This is a genomic window from Sphingobacterium suaedae, assembly GCF_042684625.1.
In the GTDB taxonomy this organism is placed as follows: domain Bacteria; phylum Bacteroidota; class Bacteroidia; order Sphingobacteriales; family Sphingobacteriaceae; genus Sphingobacterium; species Sphingobacterium suaedae.
Genome location: NZ_JBHULR010000001.1, coordinates 340,161 through 364,819, shown reverse-complemented (window position 1 = coordinate 364,819; position 24,659 = coordinate 340,161). Strand labels below are relative to the sequence as shown.

Below are 24,659 nucleotides of genomic sequence, written 5' to 3'. Positions count from 1 at the left end.
GCATCCTATAGTCCCGTGAACGTAAGGCGATTTTGCTTCCATGAGATGTGCATGGCTTAATCCGGTATACATGCCGTTTACGCATTATCATCGGCATGCGGATGTAACGGACACCGTACACATACCCAAGAGATGGCAATGGTAAACCATCGCATGTTTTTTATAGTGAAGCTGCCCACGAATTGTTAAAAAAACTTAAAGCGGACACAATGGCTTTTCATTTTTTTTAACTTGTGTATCATATATACCTTTTTTTATGACCAATACACGAGACTTATATATACGGGAACACATTGTTCCGCTTTTTGATTACACATTTAACCAAATGTCGAAAAACGTGTTGGAAAAGTGGTTCGAAATCCCTGCTACGACACTCGACCAAATAGAATACCGACAACTTATCTTGAAAGGATTTATTAGCAATAAAGCGCTATTTGACACCTTCTCTTACTCGGCTACGGATTTTTACGATACCTACCAAATTGTATTCCATCCGGATTTACATATCTACCGTAGTCGAGACATTGTTCGATATTATAGCTCAGGAACATTCCGCAACCGAATCCTTGGGGATCTGATACACGTATGCACATTCTTCTATCACTTAAAACACAAACTATTAGACGATATTGATATCCAAGCATTTCCCACGTCTTATCAGAAAGAACTTGTATTCCTTTGTCAATTTCTCGATGCATTCAACTTGTCTACTTTTATGAAAAGTATAGGAAAAGGCCGATTCGGTTTACGACAGGTTATGTCGTTCATTGAATTACTCGTTAAACGACAAAAAAACAAACAAACCGAACGTTTTTTTAACGCTCTTCAGCAGTTCGAAGTGTACATGTCTCTAGCCATTGGCATCCATAAAAATGGCTTTGTTTTTCCGAAAGTAGGTGGTCGTCAGTTGAACGTCCAACAGGCGTATCACCCATATATCGAATCGCCAGTGGCTGCTAACTTTTACACAGAGAAACAGGTTATACTGATTACGGGCGCGAACATGTCTGGAAAATCTACATTATTAAAAACGGTGAGCTTATGCGTATTTCTAGCTCATCTTGGCCTAGCCATACCTGCAAAAAGTGCAATAATACCGTTCTTTAACCATTTCTCCATCATGATAGATCATAACGACGATTTGGCTAGCGGATATAGTCACTTCATGATGGAAATCAAGCGACTAAAAGAAGTAGTCTTACATGCACAAAAGGGAGAAGCTTGTTTCGCCATATTTGACGAACTATTTAAAGGGACAAATATGGAAGATGCAGCACAAATCAGCAAAATAACTATACAAGGCTTGATGGGTTTTCAGACAAGCTTATTTTTCATAACTACGCATATTCACGAACTGAAAGAAGCCGTTGAAGTGCAAAGGCATGAAGTGGAAACATGGTATCTTGATTGTGACGTACAGCAAGATGTGCCACGTTTTACGTATCAATTAAAAAAAGGATGGTCTGATTTGAAAATTGGGCAGATTCTTTTCCGCTTGGAAGGACTCACAGAAATGCTGTTAACTAAACCGCAAGACCCGTTCAACCGCACAAACTTGGTAGACTAAGGCTCAATTTGAATTTCAAACATTTTGTCCCAATTTTTTCCGGTCACGAAAAACGTGTCTGTTTTTTTTCGGTACGCAATCCCGTTCAGAACATCCAAGTCAACATGTGGCGTCACCTGTTCCCGTAACGCAGACAGGTCAACTAATGCTTCGACTGCGCCCGTCCTTGGATCGATCACGCCGATCAGATCTTCTCCATAAAAATTTGCATAAATTTTACCGTTTACCCATTCAAGTTCATTAACCGCAGGAACGATGTTTTTATTGGTCGCTACACGCAGGTAATCAGCTTTGGAAAAATCTGACGGATGGAGCAAATAAATATTTTCAGAACCGTCAGACATATACAATTTATTTCCGTCGTTGGTCAACCCCCAACCTTCCATATATTGAAAATAAGGTAGCGTTTGAACTTTTTCCAAGGTACGGATATCATACACATACGCCTCATTGTTTTTATATGTCAATTGATATAATTTATCACCTAATACGGTCGCGCCCTCTCCAAAGATCGCATCGTCTAGTTCAAGTTTTTTTATGATCTCCCCTGTCGTGGCATTTACGATGCGTACACTCGATATCCCTTTATTGCCCGAAGGTCCCTCTCCATTTCCTGTGCTTTCTATCAGATGTTCTCTATAAAATTCCAGACCTTGGGTATACGCCCTGCTATCGTGCGGATAGGTATTGATTAGCTTATAACTACGCAATTGTGGTTCGGTAGATGGTAAGAAATCTACCCGAACAGCATCCTCTTCTATCTCACCATCACTGTACACAATAGCTTTTAGAATCTGAATGCCAAATTTCCCATCAGATAATACGTAGCGAACAGAATCGTTCCCACGCACCTTCGCAATTTCTCGTTCATTCACATAGTAAATTACCGAATCGATAGGTCGATTTGCGTCATCGCGTAGCCGTAGCATCAATATCTCATTCGGTGTATAACGCTGTTTTAAATCGGTCGCGTCGATCGCGAAGGATGGCTTTGTTGTATCGGGTAAAACATGGTCTTGTTTTTTAATTTTTTCTTTACATCCAACACCGAGAAGAACAACTAACGAGAGAACTATGTAACGATTCTGTTTGATGTTATTTAATTTCATGCGGACAAGTATACCGATTTTCTTTTATTTTACGTCGCAATTAGGCCGAAGAAATAGACTGCTTGAGAAGAACGTATTCGAAACACTCAGTTCATCTGCGGGACGCCCCTTTTGAGGAAATTACGGTTCATTTGATTAATCTACGCCAGGCGAAATCCATACAAAAAGCGCACAGCTGCAATTAATGCATGCTGATGAACTCGGAATGAACTAGATGCCAAAACCTAACACACTTTCACCGATATGTGTAAATGGTCTACCTTCCTTAACGATACTAATACATTGAAGCAATCTTCAGTTGTCAATTTTGGCAATTGAGCCGTCAACTTGGTTGATTTTTCGGCATCGCTTTGATTACCACCTTTATCTCGAGGGATAGCCAACATCATTGTGTCGGCCTTATTTCCCATATCGACCGTACACTGTTCGAGGTGCAACAACGGATCACAGCAATGCAAGCATCCTTCTTCAACGAAGGTTCTGCTCCCAACGAAGCCCTATCCAAAGTTCAACAGCTCGTGAAAGGTTCGGTGGTGAAACAGGCGACCATCTTATCTTACATGGATGTCTTTTTATATCTAGGTTTGCTCTTCTTATGTTGCGTGCCTTTTGTTTTATTTATTGTTTTAACTATTAAACAAGGTTAATACATCGAACCTACATTGACAATCGCGCGTCCACTAATGAATTTTCCCTGACCTAGCTCGGTTAGGGATTTTTTCGTCATTCTGGATCAAAGTTATTTTTCAATCGGTACAGAAAAAAACCAAAGTGGTATTTCAGGTGTTAGTACACATACACGTGTAGACAATCCCTCGCATTTTGAGGCAATAGCCATAATCTCACACGTTGATAGATGTTTGAACACAAAATTTGGTTACAACTGCACACCTTATACTGATTTTCACAAAATTTAACATGGAAAAATTAGAAGAATTAAATTACCTGCAAACGCCCTATTATCGGGCTAAATGCCTAATTTTTAAGTATCAGATCTATATTTTTTTTTCAAGAACCTATTGATATTTCCAATTGAAATAAGCAATTTTACACTCGAACACTATATAAAAAAGAAGGTATTATCTACCATGGCACGAAAGAAAAATGAAGTACTAGAACAATCTGAAAACGTTCCCGTAAAAAAACCGCGGAAAGTTGTTTCAGGACCGATCCGGGATAAGGAAAAAACAAAACGTAGACTTGTGGCTACCGTTGGTAAAGTATTACAGAAATACACATATTCCGGTTTAACGATTACCAACATCGCGAAGGAGTCTGGTTTAAATCCAAAACTTATTTACTTATATTTTGGCAGTTTAGACGGTCTCATTGAAGAGTATATTTTGGAGAAAGATTTTTGGTCAGCAAAATCCAAAACGCAACTATCGGAGTTACTCGAAAACCCAAGTCTAATTGGCCCTGCAGAAACAAACGAAGTGTTTCAAGTACAATTTGACTCCTTTTTAAAAGACAAATCCATTCAACGCATTATACATTGGGAAATGGGGATGAAGAGCAAATTGCTCCGTAAAGTAGCGGACGATCGCGAGGACGTAGGCAATCATTTGCTCAATTTTCTTGATCCAAAATTCAAAGGCACTGGTGTGGATATCCGAGCAACATTGGCCATTATTTTAGGAGGTATCTATTACTTGACATTGCATGCAAAAAACAACGGTAGTACAATCGGAGGTATCGATATCAACGAGGAAGAAGGCCGTGAGCGTATTGAAAAAGCTATCGAACGACTAATTTATCGCGATTTTGAAGATGCAACTGGGCAGGAAAAGAAGCCTGCAACGAAGAAGAAGTAAATACGAATGTTATAAAAAAGTTGCCCCTATTGCAGGCAACTTTTTTCTTTCGTAAGCATCTTCTCAACAATCATATCCAACGTTACAGATACGTTGCGAGATTAACTAAATTATACCGTGATCGAGAATTAAACGGTCCAATCTATTTGTAAAATCCGGTGTCCGCTAGTATCTGCTGTAATACTACGACTGGTAAGAGTCTATCTTTCTCTCTACACTACGTTTTACTTTTCTATTACAAAATTATATTGTGCACAATATAATAATGCGTTATCTTTGTTTCATGAATGCTAATAATGAGATAGCTGATCAATTAAAATTGGAAAATCAAGCGTGTTTTCCATTGTATGCGCTGGCTCGTGAAGTCGTCAATGCCTACCGTCCATTACTAGAAGATCTTGGGCTAACCTACCCGCAATATTTGGTGCTGATGGTACTATGGGAACGTGGTCCACAAACGGTGAACCAGCTCGGCATAAAGCTGCACTTAGATAGCGGCACGTTGACCCCATTATTAAAACGGCTGGAAGCGAAGGCCGTTTTAAACAGAAATCGTTCTTCCCAAGACGAGCGTGTCGTTGAGGTCAGCCTTACCCCTGAAGGAATCGCTCTTCAAAAAAGCGCAGCTAAAATTCCCGCTCAATTGATTGACGCACTGAAGATCGACGAGGGAGATCTGCACCAGCTTCGACAGATTTCATGTAAAATACTACAAAAAATCCAATAAATGAAGACACTTTATACAGCCTCTTTAATGGCCCGAGGTGGTAGAAACGGTTGCTATCCGTGGAAATATCGATGTGCAACTTCAAGTTTCTAATCTAGCATAAACATATGACAACAGTAGCTTCCGTACTGACAGCAATCGTCGCCATTGAACATTTTTATATCCTTTGGATCGAAATGTTCTCTTGGGAAAACAAAGGCAAAAAGACATTCAAAGGGTCGTTGCTCGACGAGTTATTCAAGCCAACCAAAAAACTGGCTGCAAATCAAGGACTTTATAACGGATTTTTGGCAACTGGATTGATTTGGTCTTTCTTAATAACGGATGTCTTATGGGCAAGTCATATTCGCTTATTCTTCTTGAGTTGCGTTGTTATCGCAGGAATTTACGGTGCGATAACGGTTTCAAAAAAAATATTTTTCCTACAAGCTGTACCCGCCTTGTTAGCAATATTATCTGTTTTATTATCAAACTTTTAAATCATGGCTTTATTAGACGATTTAACCTGGCGCTATGCCACCAAAAAATATGACCCGAGCAAAAAGGTCTCTGACAAAGATATACGTACCATCCTCGAAGCGGCGCGTTTGGCGCCTACCTCCTCCGGTCTTCAGCAATATCGCATACTAGTCATCACTAATCAGGACATCAAGGACAAAATGGTTCCTATTGCTGCTGGACAACAGATCGTTGCCGAAGCTTCTCATGTTTTGGTATTTGCCGCTTGGGATCGCTATACAGAGGAACGCATCGATGAAATTTACAACAAAACCACAGATCAACGTGGTCTGCCCCGTGGACGTTTCAGCTCTTATACCGATAAGCTCAAAAATCTTTATTTGCCACAGACTGAGGACGAGAATTTCGTACACACAGCAAGACAAGCGTATATCGGATTTAGCCTAGCCATTGCGCAAGCCGCTGAATTGCGCATTGACTCCACACCTATGGAAGGTTTTAGCAACCATGAACTGGATGAACTACTTCATTTGCGTACAGAAGGCTTGCGTAGTGTATTATTACTACCTATCGGCTACCGCGATACGGACAACGATTGGTTGGCGAGCATGAAAAAGGTACGAAACGACATCAATGACTTTGTCAAATTCCTTGATTAACGAGTTTCCGATCGGTATGTGATCGATCGGAAACCTACGACAAAACGTGTATTAACGGTCGGCTAGTGCAGCCCTGTAAACTTTCAGCGCGCGCTCCCGCGCATAAACGTGATCGACAAGGGGGGGACACGATAGCGATTCGAAATCGGGATTCCATCGTTTAATATAGTGTAGATCTTTGTCAAACTTCTTCGTCTGTTCTTGTGGGTTGAAAATACGGAAATAGGGGGCGGCATCGCAACCGCATCCAGCCGCCCACTGCCAATTCCCGTTATTGGATGCCAATTCGTAATCCAAAAGTTTCTCTGCAAAATAAGCCTCTCCCCAACGCCAGTCTACCAGCAAATGTTTGGTTAAAAAACTTGCTGCCACCATGCGTACGCGGTTATGCATAAATCCTGTCTGATTCAATTGACGCATACCCGCGTCTACTAAAGGATAGCCAGTATTTCCAGTACACCAGTGATAGAATTCGGATTCATTATTACGCCAAGAAACATGTTCGTATTTCTCTTTAAAACACCGATTTACGACCGCTGGATAATGAAACAATATCTGCATAAAAAATTCGCGCCAGATTAGTTCACCTAGCCAGGTCTCATTATGCTGCAGAGCGACGGCAACACATCGTCGGATAGAAAGCGTACCGAAACGAAGTGCTACCCCTAGATGAGTAGTATGATCTAAAGCAGGGAAATCACGAAACCGATCATAATCTTTAATCAAGCGCTCATCCAGCGTGGGTTGGTCAAAACGGTCTCCGGTTTCCAAAAATCCTACAGCAGATAAGGGCGGGACGGGATCCAAGTGTATGGAAAGCAATTGCCCTACGTCCGGTTCTTCCATTGTGTAATCTTCTTTCTTTAATTTTGCCCTCCATTGTCGACTATAAGGCGTATAAACAGAGTACGGACTCCCATCAGCCTTTCGCACCTCTCTGGCATCGAATATAACTTGATCTTTATAGGTATGAAAGGTTACTCCATGCTCTTCCAATATCTCGCGTACATCGTTGTCCCGACGTATTGCTTCCGGCTCATAATCTTCGTTACAATAGACGGCACTAATGCAATAAGTCTTTAACAGTTCTCGAAAAATCATCTCTGGAACACCATGGCGAACACAGATGTCACTGCCTTGCTTCCGAAGTTCTGTTTGTAATCTAACCAAGGCTTGTTGTATATATACCAGTCGTCGATCTTTTCTACTATTTAATGCATCTAAGATGTCCGTATCAAATATAAATAAAGGCAAGACCTTCCCTCCATGCGACAACGCTCGACACAAACCCCGGTTATCATCCAAGCGCAGATCACGTCTAAACCAAAAAATGACCACAGATTTCTCTATCATATTACAGCGTCTAATGTTTTACCCATACCAATCTATCCGTATCATACCCTAATCCCTTCTGCTTTCTCATGAAATGCGACACGGACATCCTTCGGAATCTTAGGCTTACGAGCCATTATCCTCAGATAATCCAAATCTTTTCCTGCAACCAGCGCATACCGATATTGCTCTGCCAATGCGATCACATGATAGCCTGCATCAAAATGTGTCAGAAAAGTGGTCTCCAAAGCCGCCATATCGGAATAGCGATCTAATTCAAATGGCGGGACTGGAACAGCTCCCGGTGGCATCGTCGCACATGATGATACCACAAACACGATCCCAATCAAACAAATCCACAGGAACCTGGTTTATTTTTCTTATTTGCCATATTTCCGTGTGGTTTGATCGTCTTGTTCTAATTCATTGATATCCAATTCTTCATAATTAAGTAAATCGTCCAACACGGCGTATCGGTAGTCAAAAACTTTGTTTAAACGCTTTCGTACAATCCATCGATGAACCATTCGTCCAATAAACCCGAACGGCAGCGCATAACGCACCGTATCTTTCATGACAATGCCTTTTTCATCTGCCACAAACTCATGTATGTGCTCCCAAAATCGATATGGGCCTTTCCGTTGATAATCAATGAAATTTCGCTGATATTCTACTTGGGTTATTTCTGTTTGCCACCGCATTCGGATACCGAACAAGGGTGATACATCATAGTTTATAATCATTCCACGATAAATGGACAATCCATCCCATTCTCCCAGAATGCGAAAATTCAGGTCCTCTGGTGTAATCGCCGCTAAATTGTGCGGATCTGTGAAAAAACTCCATGCTTCCTCTATACTACAATTGAAATGTTGTGTACGTTCCAAGACATAAATCTTCATATATCTTTCTTTTTTTGTTCCGTCAAACCATACTGCTTCATCACGCTGTCTAATAATGTCTCTTGATCCATGTTCGCTAAGAAAATGGGGTGGTGAAAACGATCCAATTTACTTAAAAGCCGTATAAGTTCTAATTTCTCTCCGGTCGATAAATTTCCCACTACAATTTGAGTCGCCTGTCGTATCTTAGGCATTTGTGCTTCCAAAGCTTTCTTCCCGGTCAACGTGATTGATATTACCTTGCTGCGTCTGTCAACCTCTGAGTTTGATTGACTGACCCACCCTTGTTTGATCAGTCGACTGATAATTTGCATGCCCGTTGGTTTGTCTTGGATATTCCGTTTGATCAAGTCCATCTTGGTCATCGGTCCAAAAACGTTCAGGTTTATTAGATAAATAAACTCTTCCTGCGTGGAGAAAGACGAGCCCGTCATTGCGGCCCTAGCATATATGCGCGCATATCGATTCAAATGTACTAACATAGTACTAATGACACTTTCTGCGCTACGGCCCTCCGCCTTTCCTTCCCAGTCAGGAGGGGAGACTGCAGCTTCTTCTCGCTTATGTTGCCGACATAGCCATCCTTTGAAACCCAATACGTCCTCTGTCCAGCCATCTTCTTTTCGAGTCGACTCAAATTCCTCAATGAGGGTAATAACGTCTTTTAACAGCTCATATCTCATGTATATTTAGCATTATTATATACCAATTAATAAATTTTTAAAATATAAAACGACCTTTGTGCTCAAAATACAGTAAAAATACGCAGGATGTTTAGTATAAATATTGTGGTAGATTTGAGACACAAACAGACTGATTGAGCCCAATACACTATTTAGCTGAAGACACGTTGATCGATCTACTCAAGAAAAAGGATCGAAGGGCATTCAATTATCTCTATGATCACTATGCTGGAGCTTTATATGGCGTAATTATTCGTGTCGTTTTGCACAAAAATTATGCAGACGAAGTTATACAAAATGTATTCGTTAGTATATGGAATCATATAGAATCATTCAGCCATGAAAGAGGCCGGTTGTATACTTGGATGATTAACATTGCCCGCCACGCGGCCATTGACTATATCAAATCTAAAGCCGTACAAAATGATCAAAAAAACCAATCACTTCCCGATGTCGTAAATAGTTCAGAAAATCATAATTTTGCTAGAACAGAACAAGCTGAAAGATCCGATTACATCGGATTCAAGAGTATATTGGAAAAACTGAAACCGGAGTGGAAAGTACTGATTGAAATGGCTTACTATGAAGGATATTCGCAACAAGAAATAGCGGATCATCTAAACATACCACTAGGGACGGTAAAAACAAGAGTTCGATCAGCTCTACTTCATTTACGGGAAATATTACACGAGCCGCAATAACGTTGGATATTAAAGAATACATATCGTCCGGGATTATCGAATCGTATGTTTTGGGGCTTGCCACCGAAGAGGAAGTGAGCATCCTGGAATGTGTACGCAAAAATAGCCCAGAAGTGCAACAAGCTATTCTCGATGCACAATTGCTTTTAGAAGAATTGGCGTCGCAAGAAGCGATTGTACCCGACGATACCTTAAAAGCGATCCTGTGGAATCGTCTTACTTCCTCCGCTGCCGAACTGGAGAACGGCCCCACTTCGTCTGAAAACTTACTGCCGGAAGAAAAGTCGATCCGACAGCTACCGTCAAAAAATGTAAAGCCGATATGGATTGCAGCTTCAGTACTTTTAGCCCTTAGTTTAGGTGCCAACGTCGTGCTGTTCGTTCAGCGAGCGCACGATCAACAAAACGCAGCGCGCGCTATCGCCATTCAAGAACATGCACAGAAAAAATTACGCGCAGCAAACGAACGCTGGCAGCTAATACAGCATCCATCAGTCAGAACTATTACCCTACAAGGCGTAGACAAATTTCCTGACGGTAAAGTAGTTGTCTTATGGAATATGCGGACATTCGACGTTTTCTTGGCCGCGACCAATCTACCCGCCGCGCCTTCCGGCAAACAATATCAACTGTGGGCCATTGTGGATGGACAACCCATCAACGCAGGCATGCTACCGATCACAACGACAGAGTCCCCGCTAGAAATGAAGCGCATCCCTAAAGCGCAAGCCTTTGCCATTACCTTAGAAAAAGCAGGTGGAAGCGCTACACCAACCCTATCGGAGATGTACGTGATGGGAAACATCTAACGACTATTTTAGTAAGAACGAACATCAATCTATAAAATAGCCCGTATCTTCCGATACGGGTCTTGATTATCGACTTCTTACCTCTACTTTATGAAAAGCTGCGCAATATCTAGTACGGCGGTGGCGGTCAAAGGCTCATCAAACGCCTGCGTTACTGCCGTTATAGGAAGCTTACCATTAACTCCGCTCAAACTCGTAATATCTACACCCGCTTGCACTTTATTGTCTTCACCCGCATATATGGGATCCGCGGCAGCCCCTATGCCGGAGTCATTTCCGCCCGTGATCCAAGGTTTCTGACTTGCCGCTGCACCACCCCTTGCCCTTCGCATTTGTCGGATATGCGAGGCGTGCCTCGCTTCAGCCGAATGGATTTGAAGCGCAGCTGTCAAAACCACTTTATTCCCTTTCAACAAACCAGCCTGTCCTTTGTATGCACGAACCCCAGTATCTTCAAAAGCTTGGGCCAAGGCCAGAAACGTATCGTAGTTGCTAAACACCGTGGGAAAAGCGCCGCCCGCCGTAAAATCAAAGGTTGGTTTTGATACGGCCTTGTCTCCCAAAACTTGTTTCAGAAACGCCACATGTGCAATTTCATGGTCTCGGATTGTCGTAATGGCTCCCATGGGTTTTCCCGAAGGCACCAAATTTGCTGAGGCCGCTCCTTTTGTATAAAATTCTGCTTCTAGGTATTCGAGGGTCAATGCATAATTTAAGACACCGTTTACGTCTGTTGGCGTCTGTCCGTATGCACGTTTAAAAAGATCGCTTAGCACAAAAGGCATTGCGACCAGTGACACCTTCTTACCAAAAGACATCATATTACGGATGGCTTCTCGGCGTGGGTTCACACGTTCATTAAACTCTGGATCTACCTGCGTGATCTGGTCAACTATGTCAAATAAGTTCATAACAACGTAATTTTAAATGAATTAATATGTTGGTAAGTCGCGGACGTCTATTTTTGATTTAACAAAGGGGGCTGCAGCCTGCAAGACCAAGGTAGGACTCATGGCGACATCCAAGCCATTGTTACCAATCACTTCATCATTGGCAAACGTCCCATTGTCAATAAGATCGCGCACCAGCGCCGCATGTCGCGCTTCAACAGACACAATCTTACCAGCTAATAGCAGATAAGCTTCATTTTTTATCAACCAACCTGCTCCGTTATATGCCGAAACGCCCAAATCTTCAAACGTTTTCGCTGTTGCTAACACGCTTTCTCGACTCGAAAAATTGACGCCAGAAAGGTTAAACTCTAAAGTAGCTATAGCCTTATTCCCCAAAGCTGCCTTAAAGAGCTCCCGATGAGCGATCTCATGATCCCGGATATCCATAAATAATATTTTTTCCCAATCACTCATTCCGCCATACGGCTTATTTGCAACTTCGATATAAAACGCCGCTTCCAATTGTTCCAAAGCATATGCATAATTCAATATAGCAATGTCTCCGCTGCCAAAATACAATCCATCCCCTTCCATATCTGGCCCATCGCCGTCTTTGTCACAGCCTATCATTCCGAGCAGTGCTATTCCTGCAGTACCCACTCCGGCGACCTTCAGAAAATGCCTTCTGCCTAATCGCTCGCTTCCGTGTAGATCCCTCTCCTTAATGAAGCTTCCTGATGTAGAGGTTGTCTCTTTCATAACCTAAATTTTAAATGTTTATAATCATTTTTTAGAACATCTACGACTTAATTCTTAGAATGGATTTCATACGATAAACAATTTTTTCATTTCGTCAAAAGAATGCCATATTCGATTTTTTAAACGCAACAACATTGCAGTAAAATTTATAGTTTGCTTATTTTTGAGTTAATAAAATCCAAAACAATATGTTAAATGAAGAAAAATACGGTACCTATGACGTCATTATTATTGGAGGAAGTGCTGCAGGATTATCCGCAGCAATGACTCTCGGACGTTCGCAACGCAAGGTGTTGATTATTGACGAAGGACTTCCTTGCAATAGGCAAACACCGCACTCGCACAATTTTTTGACGCAAGATGGTGCCACACCTGCGCAGATTGCGTTGACGGCAAAATCGCAAGTGCTGGCCTATCCCACAGTGTACTGGGAGAGCGGACGAGCCCAAAACGTCACACAGGAGCATGGTATATTCGTCGTTCGGACCGATAGAAACGGGGAATACTTTAAAGGAAAAAAACTGATTTTAGCGACAGGAATCAAGGATATCCTACCAACGATACCGGGCTTTGACGCCTGTTGGGGAATTACGGCTATTCACTGCCCTTACTGTCATGGTTATGAATTCCGCGGAAAAAAAACAGCTATATTAGCAAATGGTGAACGCGCAATGCACCTCGTCTCACTGGTTCGGAACCTAACAGCTGATTTAACACTTCTTACGAACGGCACAGCAAATCTAGACGCAAAACAATTAAAGAAACTACGCCAACACGATATCACACTTATCGAGGCTCCCCTCATTTCGCTTATACACGAAAAAGGGCATGTTCGGCAACTCGTCTTAGAAGGCACAGACCATCTTACAATGGACGCTCTGTATGCAGCTGTTCCTTTTCAACAACATAGTAATATACACCGTACACTCGGATGTACGGAAACTGAGCAGGGCCACATTAAAATTGATGCCTTTCAAAAAACGAACGTACCCGGGGTATTTGCCTGTGGCGATAACTCAAGTGGTATGCGCTCCGTAGCAAATGCAGTCGCTGCAGGCAATTTGGCAGGTGCCGCGGCTAATATGGAACTGGTGCAAGACAATTTTTAGCAAATTAACGTTTGCTCATCTCCGTTTGCTGGCCCGGCAGGATTAAACGTTAGACGATGATCATCGATGCCCCACGTATCGGCGCTGACAAGTATGACTTCCGTTAAGTGCGTCCTCTCCCATATTTTTGCTTTTTGCGGCCACGATTTGACGGATCTCGAAACGGTTTCAAACGACAGAACGTCAAGTGCATAAACCTTTTCGACTGCCATGTGTTTATACACTTTTATGAGTGTGTCGCGCACCCTCTTGTACTCGATAGATACACCCGTCCATCGATGTTTCGGGTATACGTAGGTGGATCTTGAACCTTCAGGTTAATGTATCCCCTTTAATCGTCATAAAGACGATACCATCATAGCAACGTACAGATTAGCCTTCGAACTCAGGCGGCATCCGCAATTCCATTTGAATAGTCTCCAAACCGTATCCCATATGTGAAGAGGCTTGTTTCCTTTTCCTCCCTAAACGGATACCCCCGCATCACTCTCCGGTGTATTAGCTGTCACAGTATTTGAGGAAGCAAAGGTACCCGAAAAGACTGTTTCGCGTGTTCGCAGGAAGATAACAAAGAACATAGTGATAGAAAACAAACGGTTTAAAAGCCTATACAGCACACATATCGACGCGATCAATAGTGATTCCTGACACCGTCGTACCTCACCTAGCGACATGGAAATACATATTGGCGATGGCAGGCCGATTATGGTATATGCAACTCGTTCTTCGCGCCCGTTCTGAGACAATGAATCAAAAATTCTTGTTCCGAAGCAGCAAATAGTACACGGCAGCGATAACGATACAAATAACGAAAAAGGCAATGATCATATCTAGTGAATTGGCAACACCAATATACTAATAATCATCAGGATTATAAAAAAGGATCTTTTTTTTTGACCAAATACTGTCATACCTAGACTCGCAAGAACAATACAAGTGATGGATAGCCGTTGCGTCCAGACAATAGTTCGCCGAGACAATCAACCCTTATAGCGCTCCAAAGACAGGGTGAAGACTGCCAAAAAATACGATGATGGTCGTTACGCATAAGGATTTGCCCAAATATACACGACACGCAGAAGCCAGCCGTTGTGAAAAGCGTCTTTTGAAATGATTACATACGCTGAAATCCATAAAAAAATGATGTTTACGCGAAGATAGAATCTCCCGACAACTTAGGAAGGTGTCCAGCTATTACACGTAAACATCGATCATTTGGACGAACAAGCGTTCGTCAAAATTGACCATCCAGCCACTGCACGATATTACGCAAGAGGTGGATATGCTGCTTTGCAGCAGGGTCGTTCATCCCGCGAGGGACACTGTTCACGCCGTGAAGTAATGCGGCGAATAGCGATCCGTCACTACACAAACAAACACGTCCCTTGCCACACGCCAACAACGCTCCAGTATTCAAGTGCCGCCCGTCAATATAAGCAACCGAACCTCGTTGGGCATTGCGCATATCCGCTTCTTGAGTGGGTAAATAAAGTCGAAATTGATCCCCTAATTGTAAAAATACCAAAGCCTCCTTAGGGGCAAGGAAAGCGCTCCCTCCCCATCCTCGTAAGCTATCCACCTCTCTATTTCGATAATCTGTTGCAGGCGAAGCAAGCACCTGGGCCATTCTCCTATAAAACATTTCAGGCTGATTTTCCATACGTTGCGTAAATCCGTTTATTACGTTGAAGCCGAAACGACCTGCCAAAGATCGGATCGCTCCGGCTGCAGGCATATGATCCGTAATCAAAAATAAACTTCCTCCATCATCATGTACCCATCTGTACAAAGCTTCAATCTCTTCTTCGCTATAAACAGATTGATTTGCTAATTTCCAGTCGGTCCAATCGTTTAGCGCATTTACGCTCACGTAAAGAGACGCTTGTGTTAAAATATCACGAGTTATCTTTTCATCACATTCTACCAGCCTGTAACCATCAGCACGGAGGACATCCGCGAACGCTTTATACTGACCGTGTATAGAAAAAGGGTTGTTATGCGCAACATCGAAGTAGATCAGCGATCCTTTATCTGTTTCCGACAGAGGATCTGTAATACGCACCCGGAAGTGAGGATCCGCAACACTTTGTCCAAACGTGACAACCGAAGTGACAAACAGCATTACACCTACAGTTGATATAATCCTAATCCGGCTAATTTTCATCGCAAATCGGTTACGGGTACCCAAACATCATTTTCAAAACAACGGAGCCGCAGAACTCCGTGCGCGTCTCTTTCAAAAGAAACCGGCATGCCCAACGAATCATTTATAAAATCATGAGTTGATAAATGCCGTAAGGCTATTTTTTTGTCGTCCCAAAGCTGTCGGAGTAGCAAACCAAAATCGGTAAGCTTTATATCCAGTAGAACATCGCTCTTTCCTGCCATGGCATAACGTCCGACAAACGTCTTGGTTTGCTCTGCATTAAAAATACCTGTATTTGCCGGATCGAAATCAACCCGCTGCAAAGCTACCCTATTTAAAATGGTCGCTCGCCTTGGTGCTGTCGCCGAATCGAACACCACGCGATACCTCTCCTTTTCCGAAACGAAAGTTATGGCATTCATCTGCGTCAACGGATAGATACGTTGATCCCACACCTGCTTAGCCATAAGCGATCGCCCTCCATATAAAACTGAATAAAGGCCACACGATTCGGAAAACGATAAAAGCCAATCAGTTGCCGCAGGCTCTTTTGTGTTTGTTCCCTAACGACCTGAGCGGTCGCATAATCGACGCTCACTCCGTCCCGAATAGATAAGATCACCATTGTTCCGACAATGGTTTTCTTTAGGATTAAAGAAAATCTTTTCATCTTTTTTCCACAATATTACATCGGAAACATCAACGGTGTCTCCCGCTGTATACAGCCGAAATCAAAAGTCACGAATGCGTTTGCAATTGGAGGATATATTGTTTTGGCGTTAATCCCGTATCTTTTTTGAATGCACTATAAAATGTTGTCTTCGAATTGAAGCCCGAACGAACAGCTACTTCCTGCACAGACCATTGTGTATTTTTTACAGACAACAACCGCTTTGCCTCGGTTAGACGTAAGGTGTTAATATATTGATAGAAATTCATTCTGACACCGGCATTCAGCACATACGATAACTCATGAACAGAAAGATGCAGCTTGCTCGCTAGGGCAGGCAACGATAGGCTAGGATCCAAAAAGTAGCGCTCCTCTTCCATGAGCACGTGCAATCGATTCACGAACAACGCCAACTGATCGGCCGTGAGTCGTTCCCGGTCGGACGACGGCCGATCGGAAATTGCGTCCTGTAAGTCAGACACGTCAGTGTCTACCACTGGATAAATAGCTTTTTGGAACAACATGTGATATGCAAAATACAATATAAGCAACAAATATAGCCCCGTATCTAACCAGGCACTTGCAAAAAAAACGGAACCGGTCACCTTCCAAAAACCCATCAGGACAAAGGCAATTAATAAAGCCTCTATCCAAAAAAGATCTACAGATCGAACATCGGAAGTAAAACGAGGTACATTCCGTTGGTGATTTCTAATCAACAACGCGCACGCTACTCCATAGCCAAACACCTGTATGTACAAAAAATAACGCACTAACCAAATGCCAAGCATGGGTAGCGTTGGTATTTCAATGCCCAGCAACGGAGCAAAAAGTAGGGTACACAACACTATGGTTGGGATAAAATGCAACAAATACGCCTTTTGTTCGCATTGGGGGGCAAGATAAAAACGAACAGCCATATAAAAGCACGGTACAATCGCCCATCGCGGTAACTCAAGTACAATAAGAAGCCCCACAGAGATCGTTTCTCCAAATGCCAACTCAACCAACTGCTGGATAAACACGGTGCTCAAACATAACGAGAAAGCTGCCATCCAGCGGTTACCTCGTCGATTAACATGTAATAATCCAGAAAAAAACGCAAGGCCCAGTGATACCAAAATCCCTCCGGATAATGCATGCGATAAAAGGATAAGGGGTTTTTCTAACATACGTGATTGATAGCTGTAAAATACGAAAATGTATACGCATCCCAAAAGTGTCTAAAAAAAACATCACCTCCGTTCGGTTGGATACAGTGGGATACATACAACGACGTATAGACCATCTCTAATACAGCACGACTTACTCCACCAATTTTTGCTATATTTACGTACGGCAGTTCAAAGCTACCTACTATTATAATCGTGGCATCATGAGTAGATCATTAACATCTCCATCTTCCGAGTATTTCCCGGTATTCAATATTCAGAAATTTGATCCCGACCATCGGAATGACCGCGACGTACTCTTTCATAAACTTTATGGTGAGCGGTTGATTGAAAGCCCTCACAAACATGACTTTTTTATCATTATGCTCTTTCGTCGAGGAGAAGGTTTGCATATGATTGATTTTGCCGAGTACACGCTCGGAGATTACCAGATCCATCTCGTTTTCCCGGACCAAGTCCATCAGTGGCATATTTTCGAACAGACGGAAGCCTATCAGCTCATGATCCGTCGTCCGGTATTTGAACGTATTTCGTCATCGTTCCGTTACCCGTCTATGTATTATCAGCAACATCCAGTAATGCAACTTACAGAACCAACGTTCCAAACCTTGCTGCAAGAGTTTAAAGCCATCGAGCAGGAAATTCAACACCCGCCAGTACTTTGGGAATTGGTGCAAGCACGTTGTCAAGTCGTTGGCCTTCTCATTAGCAAAATCGCCGAACGCACCTTCAAAGATTTTGACATCTTTCGGTCGGTGCCTGTCATATCAAAATTAATCCATCTCGTCGAACAACACTATAAGGTGCAACACACTGTTTCATTTTATGCGGATCTACTGCATATATCAGCCAACTATTTGAATGTGTTATGTAGAAAGCACGCTTCCCGATCGGCTTCTCATTTCATACAAGATCGTATACTCCTAGAAGCCAAGCGGCTACTAAAAGCGTCGGATTTAACATTTAAGCAAATTGCCTTTGATTTGGGCTTTTATGATCACGCCAATTTTTCTAAATTTTTCAAGACACACACAAACATGACACCCACTGCCTTTCGCGAACAAAAATAAGAAGGAAGCCCTGACTTACCGTTCGATGAGTAAAAATGATAAATTATACAAAAGGAGGCAGGATATTTACACGACGTCTTCTTTTCATATCCCGTACTTTTACACCAACAAATAGTAACATTATGCGGATACAACATACATCACCTCATCGCTATAGTTTAAAGAACGTTCGTCTTGAAACGGAGTTTATCAGAGAGAATGACGAAATTGTCGGCACACAGACAGATCTATTTACCATCGATATAGCTGGAACAACCATCGACCGAATTCGGCCAAACAATCCGACCGCTGATGCTATCGACGCGAAAAGCTGCTTACTATTACCTTCGTTTCGAGATATGCATGCCCATCTAGACAAAACACTTTTTGGATTACCGTGGCAAGCTATAACAAAATCCAAGCGCACTGTTAGGGATATGATCGCAATGGAGCAACAACTTATTCCTGAGCTTTTGAAGACTTCAACCGAACGGGCAGAGAAACTCATTCGATTTCTACAGAGCTATGGAACCGGTTTTTCCCGTTCCCATTTCAACATTGAACCGACCTCTGGACTAACTTCTTTAGAGCATCTCCTCACCGCATTGGAGAATATCGGTGGATCATTCGGTGCAGAACTTGTCGCGTTCCCTCAACATGGTATTTACTACACGGATACTGCTCCCCTGCTAGCGGAAGCAGCGAAATTGCCAGCAGTAAATTTTGTGGGTGGCTTAGATCCATTCAGTATCGATGGAAGCATCGAAAAACCATTAGATTTCATCATCCAACTTGCGCTGGAAAACAATAAGGGGATTGACATCCATTTGCACGAAACTGGAGAATCAGGTATACGAACTATGCAGTACTTAGTTGACCGCGTTTTAGAAAATCCCGAATTACAAGGCCGTACATTCGTAAGTCACGCCTTCGTTTTAGCTCACTTAACACCTGTCGAGACCCAAGAAATCGCTGAGCGTCTAGCTGCCGCTCAGATTGGCATCGCTTCTTCGGTGCCTCTTCGCGGACATATTATGCCAATTCCTACCCTTCTGAAATACGGAGTAGATGTATTAATAGGCAACGACAATATACAAGACCATTGGGGAACTTTTGGATCGGGCAATATGTTGCAAAAAATGCAACTTATCGCCGAATTATACGGTTCAGGAAACGAATACGATTTGTCACGAACCCTAGCACTAGCAACCGGTGGATTAATCCCGTTGGATTCCGAAGGTACACAACAATGGCCCAAAGCTGGGGCAGCAGCCGATATGATCCTTGTCGATGCGAGTTGTTCGGCTGAAGCGGTATCTCGAATTTCACCCATCAGATCATTAATTTATCAGGGACGTCTTGTTTTTTAATGACACGAGGCAACTTAGAACAAGACATAAGCTACATGACAGCAAGCAGCAAAGCATTGTTACACGGAGCCACGGAGCGTGTTTAAAAAGACCGGTATATTGGTTTTCCATTTATCGTCTTGGCCGAGATGTTCTCAACGGTTTGAAATACCGGGCAATTCAAAGATTGTTTTTATTGCCCGTGAACAAACGGCTTTCTACAGGTAACACAACCGCCCCGTTTGATGATTATTTGTCTTTGTCATCGTACAGAGCATTGCCAACAGTTGACGAAACTACCATGAAAACTGACCCATAAAAAAAACGCTCTTTACAAACCCTAAAAGGGCTTTCTATGCAAAAAAAGAGATGAAAATAATCACAAAAAAGGATAAAATTCCGCCAAAAAAATTTCATCCCCTTCGTATTTTGGCGGAATTTCACCCCTGTGAAGCCAGACTTAATCTTTATAAATAGTTCTTTTTAGACTTGATTTGTCAATACAACTCCACATCTTGCGGGTTATGCTATAAAAAACACGGAAAATTGTAATTTTAACACATGCAAATACTAAATCAAAAATTCAATACGGTGCATGATACCGCCCCGTTTTCCCAGATAAAAACCGCAGACTATCTGCCAGCTTTCGAAACAGCTATTAAAAAAACCAAAGCAGAAATCCAGACAATCATTGATAGCAATGAGCCGCCTACATTCGAAAACACTGTCGAAGCCATGGCATATAGCGGTATGGAATTGGATCGAATAGCCAACATTTTTTTTAATTTACATTCGGCAGAAACAACAGATGAACTTGATAAGATCGCACAGGAAATCGCTCCAAAATTATCCGAGTTAGCAAACGATATTAATCTAAACACTGCGCTCTTTACACGGGTGAAAGCTGTTTTTGAAAACAAAGATCACCTATCCCTATCCCGGGAACAGTCCATTTTATTGGAAAAATCCTATCGGGGTTTTGTGCGGAATGGAGCCTTATTAGAAGAAAGCAAAAAAGAAACGCTTCGCAACATCGACGCAAAACTTTCCATCCTAAAACTTCAATTCGGAGAAAACGTATTGGCCGAAACCAATGCATACCAACTCCATATCACACAGGAGGAAGACCTCGCCGGAGTTCCCGAAGGAACAATCGAAGCGGCTCGTCACTTGGCTGAATCATGCGGTAAGGAGGGGTGGATATTTACACTCGATTATCCGAGCTACCTCCCATTTGTGACCTATGCTGATAGCCGGGAGTTACGTAAAGAAATTAGTATTGCCGCCGGCAGGAAGGCTTTTCAGGCTAATGAACACAATAACGAACAACATGTTTTACAGATCGCACAACTACGCTTTCAGAGGGCACAGCTTTTAGGCTATCAAACCCATGCACACTTCGTATTGGAAGAACGTATGGCGCAAACTCCGGAAAAAGTGCAAATATTCTTACAGGATCTCCTGCGAAAAGCAAAACCAGCTGCTCAACGCGAGTTTGACGAGCTCTCAACTTTTGCAAAACAGCTTCACCAACTGGAAAAACTGGAAAAATGGGATGGAGCCTACTACAGTGAAAAGTTGAAACAAGAAAAATTTAGTTTGGACGATGAATTATTAAAACCATATTTCGAGTTGAGCCGAGTCCTTCACGGCGCGTTCCGGGTCGCTGACAAACTTTTTGATCTGCGTTTTTCGGAAGTTTACAACATCGATAAATACCACGAAGAAGTACAGACATTCGAAGTACATAATGCAAAAGGGGCCTTAGTTGCCATTTTGTATGCGGATTTCTTTCCACGTAAGGGAAAACGTAACGGAGCCTGGATGACGTCTTTTAAACCACAATACAAGAAAAATGGTTTAAACGAGCGTCCCCATGTTTCCATCGTTTGCAACTTTACGCGTCCGACCCCGACAAAACCATCCCTTCTAACGTTCAATGAAGTAACGACGCTGTTCCATGAATTCGGCCATGCATTACACGGCATGTTGGCTGACACAATCTATCCGAACCTGTCCGGCACATCGGTATTTTGGGATTTTGTTGAATTGCCGAGCCAAATTATGGAAAATTGGTGTTACGAAAAAGAAGCCCTAGAACTATTTGCTAGACATTACCAGACAGACGAAGTCATCCCTATGCACCTCATTGAAAAAATCAAAGCATCAGCTTCGTTTCTAGAAGGCATGGCCACAATCCGCCAGCTAGGATTTGGTTTATTAGACATGGGATGGCATGGACAGGATCCCTCAGAAATCACAGACCTAAAAGCCTTTGAGAACGATGTCTTCGCAACCACCCAATTGTATCCCGATGTAGCAGAAAATGCCATGAGTCCTTCATTTTCGCACATCTTCAACGGCGGGTATTCTTCAGGGTATTACAGTTACAAATGGGCAGAGGTTTTGGATGCCGATGCGTTTGCTTATTTCCAGGAAAACGGAATTTTCGATAAAACGGTGGCAGGCAAATTTAAGGATACCATTCTATCCCAAGGCGGCACAGACCACCCGATGACATTGTATAAGCATTTTCGAGGCAAAGAGCCTCAAGTAGACGCATTATTGAAGAGGGCAGGTTTATTAAAGTAGTCCAAAAAGTTTAAAAATCTATGTTTTTGCTTTTTATTTAAGAAAAATCCTGTTTAACTTTAATCAGTAATCAATACATCTTAAATAAAAATTTATGAGCAAGTTAGAAGAAAAAATCGCGGCCTATGTTGCTGAAGCGAAGAAATTAAATCTCTCTATTGATGAAAAATTGATAGGTGCCGTTGCAAAAGGGCTAGGCCCCTCGATTTATAATGCTGATGCAGAAACCATCGCGGCTTCTGATAAAGCAGAACTAGATCGTCTAAAGGCCAATTTTTTAATTAAAAAACTTGGATTGAAAGATGGCCCCGAATTGGACAAAGCCATTGAAGAAGTAATTGATCAAGTTGGGAAATCCAATAGAAACAAGTATAGAGTAATCGTCTACGCGCTTTTGACCAAAAAATTCAAAAAAGAAAACGTGTATGCATAACAAAAAAACGGGATCTTAATTCGATCCCGTTTTTTTCTACATTATTCTGTACAACCCTCCCCCTAGCGAAAAGACCAAGTAGGCGAGTATAATTGCTAATCTTTGTTAAATAACTTTATACAGAGCGACTACTTATTTATATTAGCAGCGTGCTTTCCAAATCACATAAAAAGTGTGTAACCTGTTGTTGGGCTGACCTGCGACTGCCCTTTTTATACCTTACTGGAACCCTATATTTCGTACCCGCGACTGCGCAAGAAGCTTTGAATGAGCAAAAGGATACCGTGACTATAGCAAAGGAAATCTGCTTGAACGGTGTTCTTGTGTTCGGGCCGCAAATAAACAGTCGAATCCGAGAAATTCAAAACTGGAAGCATGATGTTTCCACGAAATCTGGAATATACCACAACGGCACCCCTCCATTATCTCTACTTTCGCCCTTCGGAGGGAAACCAATTACTTTTTTTTACGAACGGTTTAGTGTGGGTGGAAAGCGGGTGCGCCGGTTGAACATTCTACTCGACAGAGAATTAGAAGTTGCCCGCGTTGATTCTATTTTTTCAGATCAGTTGATCCAATCTCTTGTTTCTATTAGAACAAACGAATTACCTGAATTTAAAAACATATTTAGACCGAGTTGGCAAACTATACGCTATTGGTCTACCTATGAACTGTATCGATATATCAAGGTGAGCTTTGCATCCTTTCGCGCCGGATTAAGAACTGATATGTCTCAAAAAGAAATACACCCCTAATAAAAAAGCGGCGAATTTCTTCGCCGCTTTCCTTATACTAAAGATCTACTATTTCAGATTGTCCCGATACACCTTTGCTTTTTTCACTTCCGTTTGGATGTCTTTTCGAGAAGCATCGTACGTTAATACTTTTTCATAATCTGTTACAGCTTTGTTATATGCGTCTGTCGCTTTTGCTTTATCGTAATTTGCGGCTCCAGCCGTCCCCGTCAAAATTCCGAGATCGCGGTAAGCAATAGCTCGGTTTTGGTACAATTTCGCATCATTCGCTGATATCGCGATCGCTTTACTGTAATCTTCGATTGCGGTTTTAAGTAATTGTTCTTTGGCTGAGTTCGCTATCTTATTGTTGCTTGCCACCGCTAGATTATTGCTGGCTTTTGCTTTATAATAATATGCAGAGGTATGTTTAGCATCCAGTGCGATCACCTTTTTAAACGTCTCAATGGCCTTGTTATAATCTCCATTATGGAACTGCGAATATCCGAGCAAATATTGAACATCCGGATCATTGGCCTCTGCTGGCAAGGCTTTTTGTAAATGTGTAGCAGCTGCTTTAAAGTCGCCGTCTAGCAAAGCTTTTTGACCTAAACGAACATTTGGGTTACTATGCTGTGATTGATCTTGCGCTTGAACTGTCAATGTAAACAAGGCTAAAGTTGCCGAGGCCAAGCCTAGCTTCACCATTTTCCACGGGTTACTCAAAAATCTACGTTTCATATATTCTCTTTTATCAATTCTACTACTAATTTGAACACACTATTCATTGGATATAAATCTCCACGAAATAGTTTAACCACGCAACCAGAAGTTATTAACATTTCCACATTTTATATAGAAAATGTTTTTAACTAACTTTGCACTGTCTATTTAACAGGTTATGATCTTACTTATCATAAATGATACCAATTTTTAAAGTTGGCACCCCTCTTGCAATTATAGGGTAAATAATTCAATCACGTACAAATGA

The 24,659-nt window shown here is 42.1% G+C and carries 26 protein-coding genes; 13 read left to right on the top strand and 13 right to left on the bottom strand.

From position 1 onward, the window contains the following. Nucleotides 1-256: 256 nt before the first annotated feature. Nucleotides 257-1,567, top strand: coding sequence for a MutS-related protein (locus tag ACFSR5_RS01620; RefSeq protein WP_380900024.1), 1,311 nt, complete (start codon nt 257-259; stop codon nt 1,565-1,567). On the opposite strand, the gene ACFSR5_RS01615 is transcribed toward ACFSR5_RS01620, so the two are convergent. Continuing rightward, complete coding sequence (locus ACFSR5_RS01615; protein ID WP_380900022.1) at nt 1,564-2,676, bottom strand: glutaminyl-peptide cyclotransferase; 1,113 nt, start codon at nt 2,674-2,676, stop codon at nt 1,564-1,566. The two genes, ACFSR5_RS01620 and ACFSR5_RS01615, sit on opposite strands and share 4 nt — an antisense overlap. A gap of 1,088 nt (nt 2,677-3,764) precedes the next feature. Here ACFSR5_RS01615 and ACFSR5_RS01610 point away from each other — a divergent pair. From ACFSR5_RS01610 to ACFSR5_RS01595, 4 genes are all read left to right on the top strand, one after another. Next, entirely contained in the window at nt 3,765-4,490 is a 726-nt protein-coding gene (locus ACFSR5_RS01610; protein ID WP_380900020.1) for a TetR/AcrR family transcriptional regulator, read from the top strand. A gap of 283 nt (nt 4,491-4,773) precedes the next feature. Next, nucleotides 4,774-5,217, top strand: coding sequence for a MarR family winged helix-turn-helix transcriptional regulator (locus tag ACFSR5_RS01605; RefSeq protein ID WP_380900018.1), 444 nt, complete (start codon nt 4,774-4,776; stop codon nt 5,215-5,217). Nucleotides 5,218-5,324: 107 nt separating this feature from the next. Further along, a complete protein-coding gene (locus tag ACFSR5_RS01600) occupies nt 5,325-5,696 on the top strand; it encodes a DUF1304 domain-containing protein (RefSeq protein ID WP_380900016.1) in 372 nt (123 codons plus the stop codon). 3 nt (nt 5,697-5,699) lie between these two features. Then, nucleotides 5,700-6,335, top strand: coding sequence for an NAD(P)H-dependent oxidoreductase (locus ACFSR5_RS01595; protein WP_380900014.1), 636 nt, complete (start codon nt 5,700-5,702; stop codon nt 6,333-6,335). Nucleotides 6,336-6,386: 51 nt separating this feature from the next. On the opposite strand, the gene ACFSR5_RS01590 is transcribed toward ACFSR5_RS01595, so the two are convergent. From ACFSR5_RS01590 to ACFSR5_RS01575, 4 genes are all read right to left on the bottom strand, one after another. Further along, nucleotides 6,387-7,688 carry a cryptochrome/photolyase family protein gene (locus ACFSR5_RS01590; RefSeq protein WP_380900012.1) on the bottom strand — a complete coding sequence of 434 codons (1,302 nt, stop codon included), beginning with the start codon at nt 7,686-7,688 and terminating at the stop codon, nt 6,387-6,389. A gap of 41 nt (nt 7,689-7,729) precedes the next feature. After that, the gene (locus ACFSR5_RS01585; RefSeq protein ID WP_380900010.1) at nt 7,730-7,978 is read right to left on the bottom strand and encodes a lipocalin family protein; all 249 of its coding nucleotides are present in this window, start codon (nt 7,976-7,978) and stop codon (nt 7,730-7,732) included. Nucleotides 7,979-8,047: 69 nt separating this feature from the next. After that, nucleotides 8,048-8,569, bottom strand: coding sequence for an SRPBCC family protein (locus ACFSR5_RS01580; RefSeq protein WP_380900008.1), 522 nt, complete (start codon nt 8,567-8,569; stop codon nt 8,048-8,050). Beyond that, nucleotides 8,566-9,252: a MarR family winged helix-turn-helix transcriptional regulator gene (locus ACFSR5_RS01575; protein ID WP_380900006.1), complete on the bottom strand. Its 687-nt coding sequence runs from the start codon at nt 9,250-9,252 to the stop codon at nt 8,566-8,568. Before ACFSR5_RS01575 ends, ACFSR5_RS01580 begins: the two co-directional genes overlap by 4 nt. 134 nt (nt 9,253-9,386) lie before the next feature. On the opposite strand from ACFSR5_RS01575, the gene ACFSR5_RS01570 reads away from it, so the two are divergent. Both ACFSR5_RS01570 and ACFSR5_RS01565 read left to right on the top strand, forming a co-directional pair. Then, nucleotides 9,387-9,953 carry an RNA polymerase sigma factor gene (locus ACFSR5_RS01570; RefSeq protein ID WP_380900004.1) on the top strand — a complete coding sequence of 189 codons (567 nt, stop codon included), beginning with the start codon at nt 9,387-9,389 and terminating at the stop codon, nt 9,951-9,953. 2 nt (nt 9,954-9,955) lie between these two features. Beyond that, complete coding sequence (locus ACFSR5_RS01565; RefSeq protein WP_380900002.1) at nt 9,956-10,762, top strand: anti-sigma factor; 807 nt, start codon at nt 9,956-9,958, stop codon at nt 10,760-10,762. Nucleotides 10,763-10,845: 83 nt separating this feature from the next. On the opposite strand, the gene ACFSR5_RS01560 is transcribed toward ACFSR5_RS01565, so the two are convergent. Then, entirely contained in the window at nt 10,846-11,673 is an 828-nt protein-coding gene (locus ACFSR5_RS01560; RefSeq protein ID WP_380900000.1) for a ferritin-like domain-containing protein, read from the bottom strand. A 21-nt stretch (nt 11,674-11,694) separates the two neighbouring features. Next, nucleotides 11,695-12,414: a ferritin-like domain-containing protein gene (locus ACFSR5_RS01555; RefSeq protein WP_380899998.1), complete on the bottom strand. Its 720-nt coding sequence runs from the start codon at nt 12,412-12,414 to the stop codon at nt 11,695-11,697. 188 nt (nt 12,415-12,602) lie between these two features. Between ACFSR5_RS01555 and ACFSR5_RS01550 the strand changes: the two genes are divergently transcribed. Then, complete coding sequence (locus ACFSR5_RS01550; protein WP_380899996.1) at nt 12,603-13,523, top strand: NAD(P)/FAD-dependent oxidoreductase; 921 nt, start codon at nt 12,603-12,605, stop codon at nt 13,521-13,523. Here the strand turns inward: ACFSR5_RS01550 and ACFSR5_RS01545 are convergent. The 5 genes from ACFSR5_RS01545 to ACFSR5_RS01525 all read right to left on the bottom strand — a co-directional run bounded on the left by ACFSR5_RS01545 (nt 13,520) and on the right by ACFSR5_RS01525 (nt 17,511). Next, entirely contained in the window at nt 13,520-13,735 is a 216-nt protein-coding gene (locus ACFSR5_RS01545) for a hypothetical protein (protein ID WP_380899994.1), read from the bottom strand. The genes ACFSR5_RS01550 and ACFSR5_RS01545 overlap by 4 nt on opposite strands. A gap of 1,022 nt (nt 13,736-14,757) precedes the next feature. Further along, nucleotides 14,758-15,687, bottom strand: coding sequence for a hypothetical protein (locus ACFSR5_RS01540; RefSeq protein ID WP_380899992.1), 930 nt, complete (start codon nt 15,685-15,687; stop codon nt 14,758-14,760). Then, nucleotides 15,684-16,136, bottom strand: a complete 453-nt coding sequence (locus ACFSR5_RS01535; RefSeq protein ID WP_380899990.1) for a hypothetical protein — start codon at nt 16,134-16,136, stop codon at nt 15,684-15,686. Before ACFSR5_RS01535 ends, ACFSR5_RS01540 begins: the two co-directional genes overlap by 4 nt. After that, nucleotides 16,097-16,339, bottom strand: a complete 243-nt coding sequence (locus ACFSR5_RS01530; protein WP_380899988.1) for a hypothetical protein — start codon at nt 16,337-16,339, stop codon at nt 16,097-16,099. Before ACFSR5_RS01530 ends, ACFSR5_RS01535 begins: the two co-directional genes overlap by 40 nt. Before the next feature lie 68 nt (nt 16,340-16,407). Beyond that, complete coding sequence (locus tag ACFSR5_RS01525; RefSeq protein WP_380899986.1) at nt 16,408-17,511, bottom strand: helix-turn-helix domain-containing protein; 1,104 nt, start codon at nt 17,509-17,511, stop codon at nt 16,408-16,410. A gap of 203 nt (nt 17,512-17,714) precedes the next feature. On the opposite strand from ACFSR5_RS01525, the gene ACFSR5_RS01520 reads away from it, so the two are divergent. The 5 genes from ACFSR5_RS01520 to ACFSR5_RS01500 all read left to right on the top strand — a co-directional run bounded on the left by ACFSR5_RS01520 (nt 17,715) and on the right by ACFSR5_RS01500 (nt 23,689). Beyond that, on the top strand, nt 17,715-18,581 hold the full coding sequence (locus tag ACFSR5_RS01520; RefSeq protein ID WP_380899984.1) for an AraC family transcriptional regulator: 867 nt from the start codon (nt 17,715-17,717) through the stop codon (nt 18,579-18,581). 122 nt (nt 18,582-18,703) lie between these two features. Then, nucleotides 18,704-19,930 (top strand): amidohydrolase, encoded by a 1,227-nt coding sequence (locus ACFSR5_RS01515; protein WP_380899982.1) that lies wholly within the window; start codon nt 18,704-18,706, stop codon nt 19,928-19,930. 540 nt (nt 19,931-20,470) lie between these two features. Beyond that, nucleotides 20,471-22,501 (top strand): M3 family metallopeptidase, encoded by a 2,031-nt coding sequence (locus ACFSR5_RS01510; protein WP_380899980.1) that lies wholly within the window; start codon nt 20,471-20,473, stop codon nt 22,499-22,501. Nucleotides 22,502-22,595: 94 nt separating this feature from the next. Then, nucleotides 22,596-22,934 carry a DUF2853 family protein gene (locus ACFSR5_RS01505; protein WP_380899978.1) on the top strand — a complete coding sequence of 113 codons (339 nt, stop codon included), beginning with the start codon at nt 22,596-22,598 and terminating at the stop codon, nt 22,932-22,934. Between the two features lie 263 nt (nt 22,935-23,197). Beyond that, nucleotides 23,198-23,689, top strand: coding sequence for a hypothetical protein (locus tag ACFSR5_RS01500; RefSeq protein WP_380899976.1), 492 nt, complete (start codon nt 23,198-23,200; stop codon nt 23,687-23,689). Between the two features lie 48 nt (nt 23,690-23,737). Here the strand turns inward: ACFSR5_RS01500 and ACFSR5_RS01495 are convergent, their stop codons facing one another. After that, nucleotides 23,738-24,409: a tetratricopeptide repeat protein gene (locus tag ACFSR5_RS01495; protein ID WP_380899974.1), complete on the bottom strand. Its 672-nt coding sequence runs from the start codon at nt 24,407-24,409 to the stop codon at nt 23,738-23,740. Between the last annotated feature and the right edge of the window lie 250 nt (nt 24,410-24,659).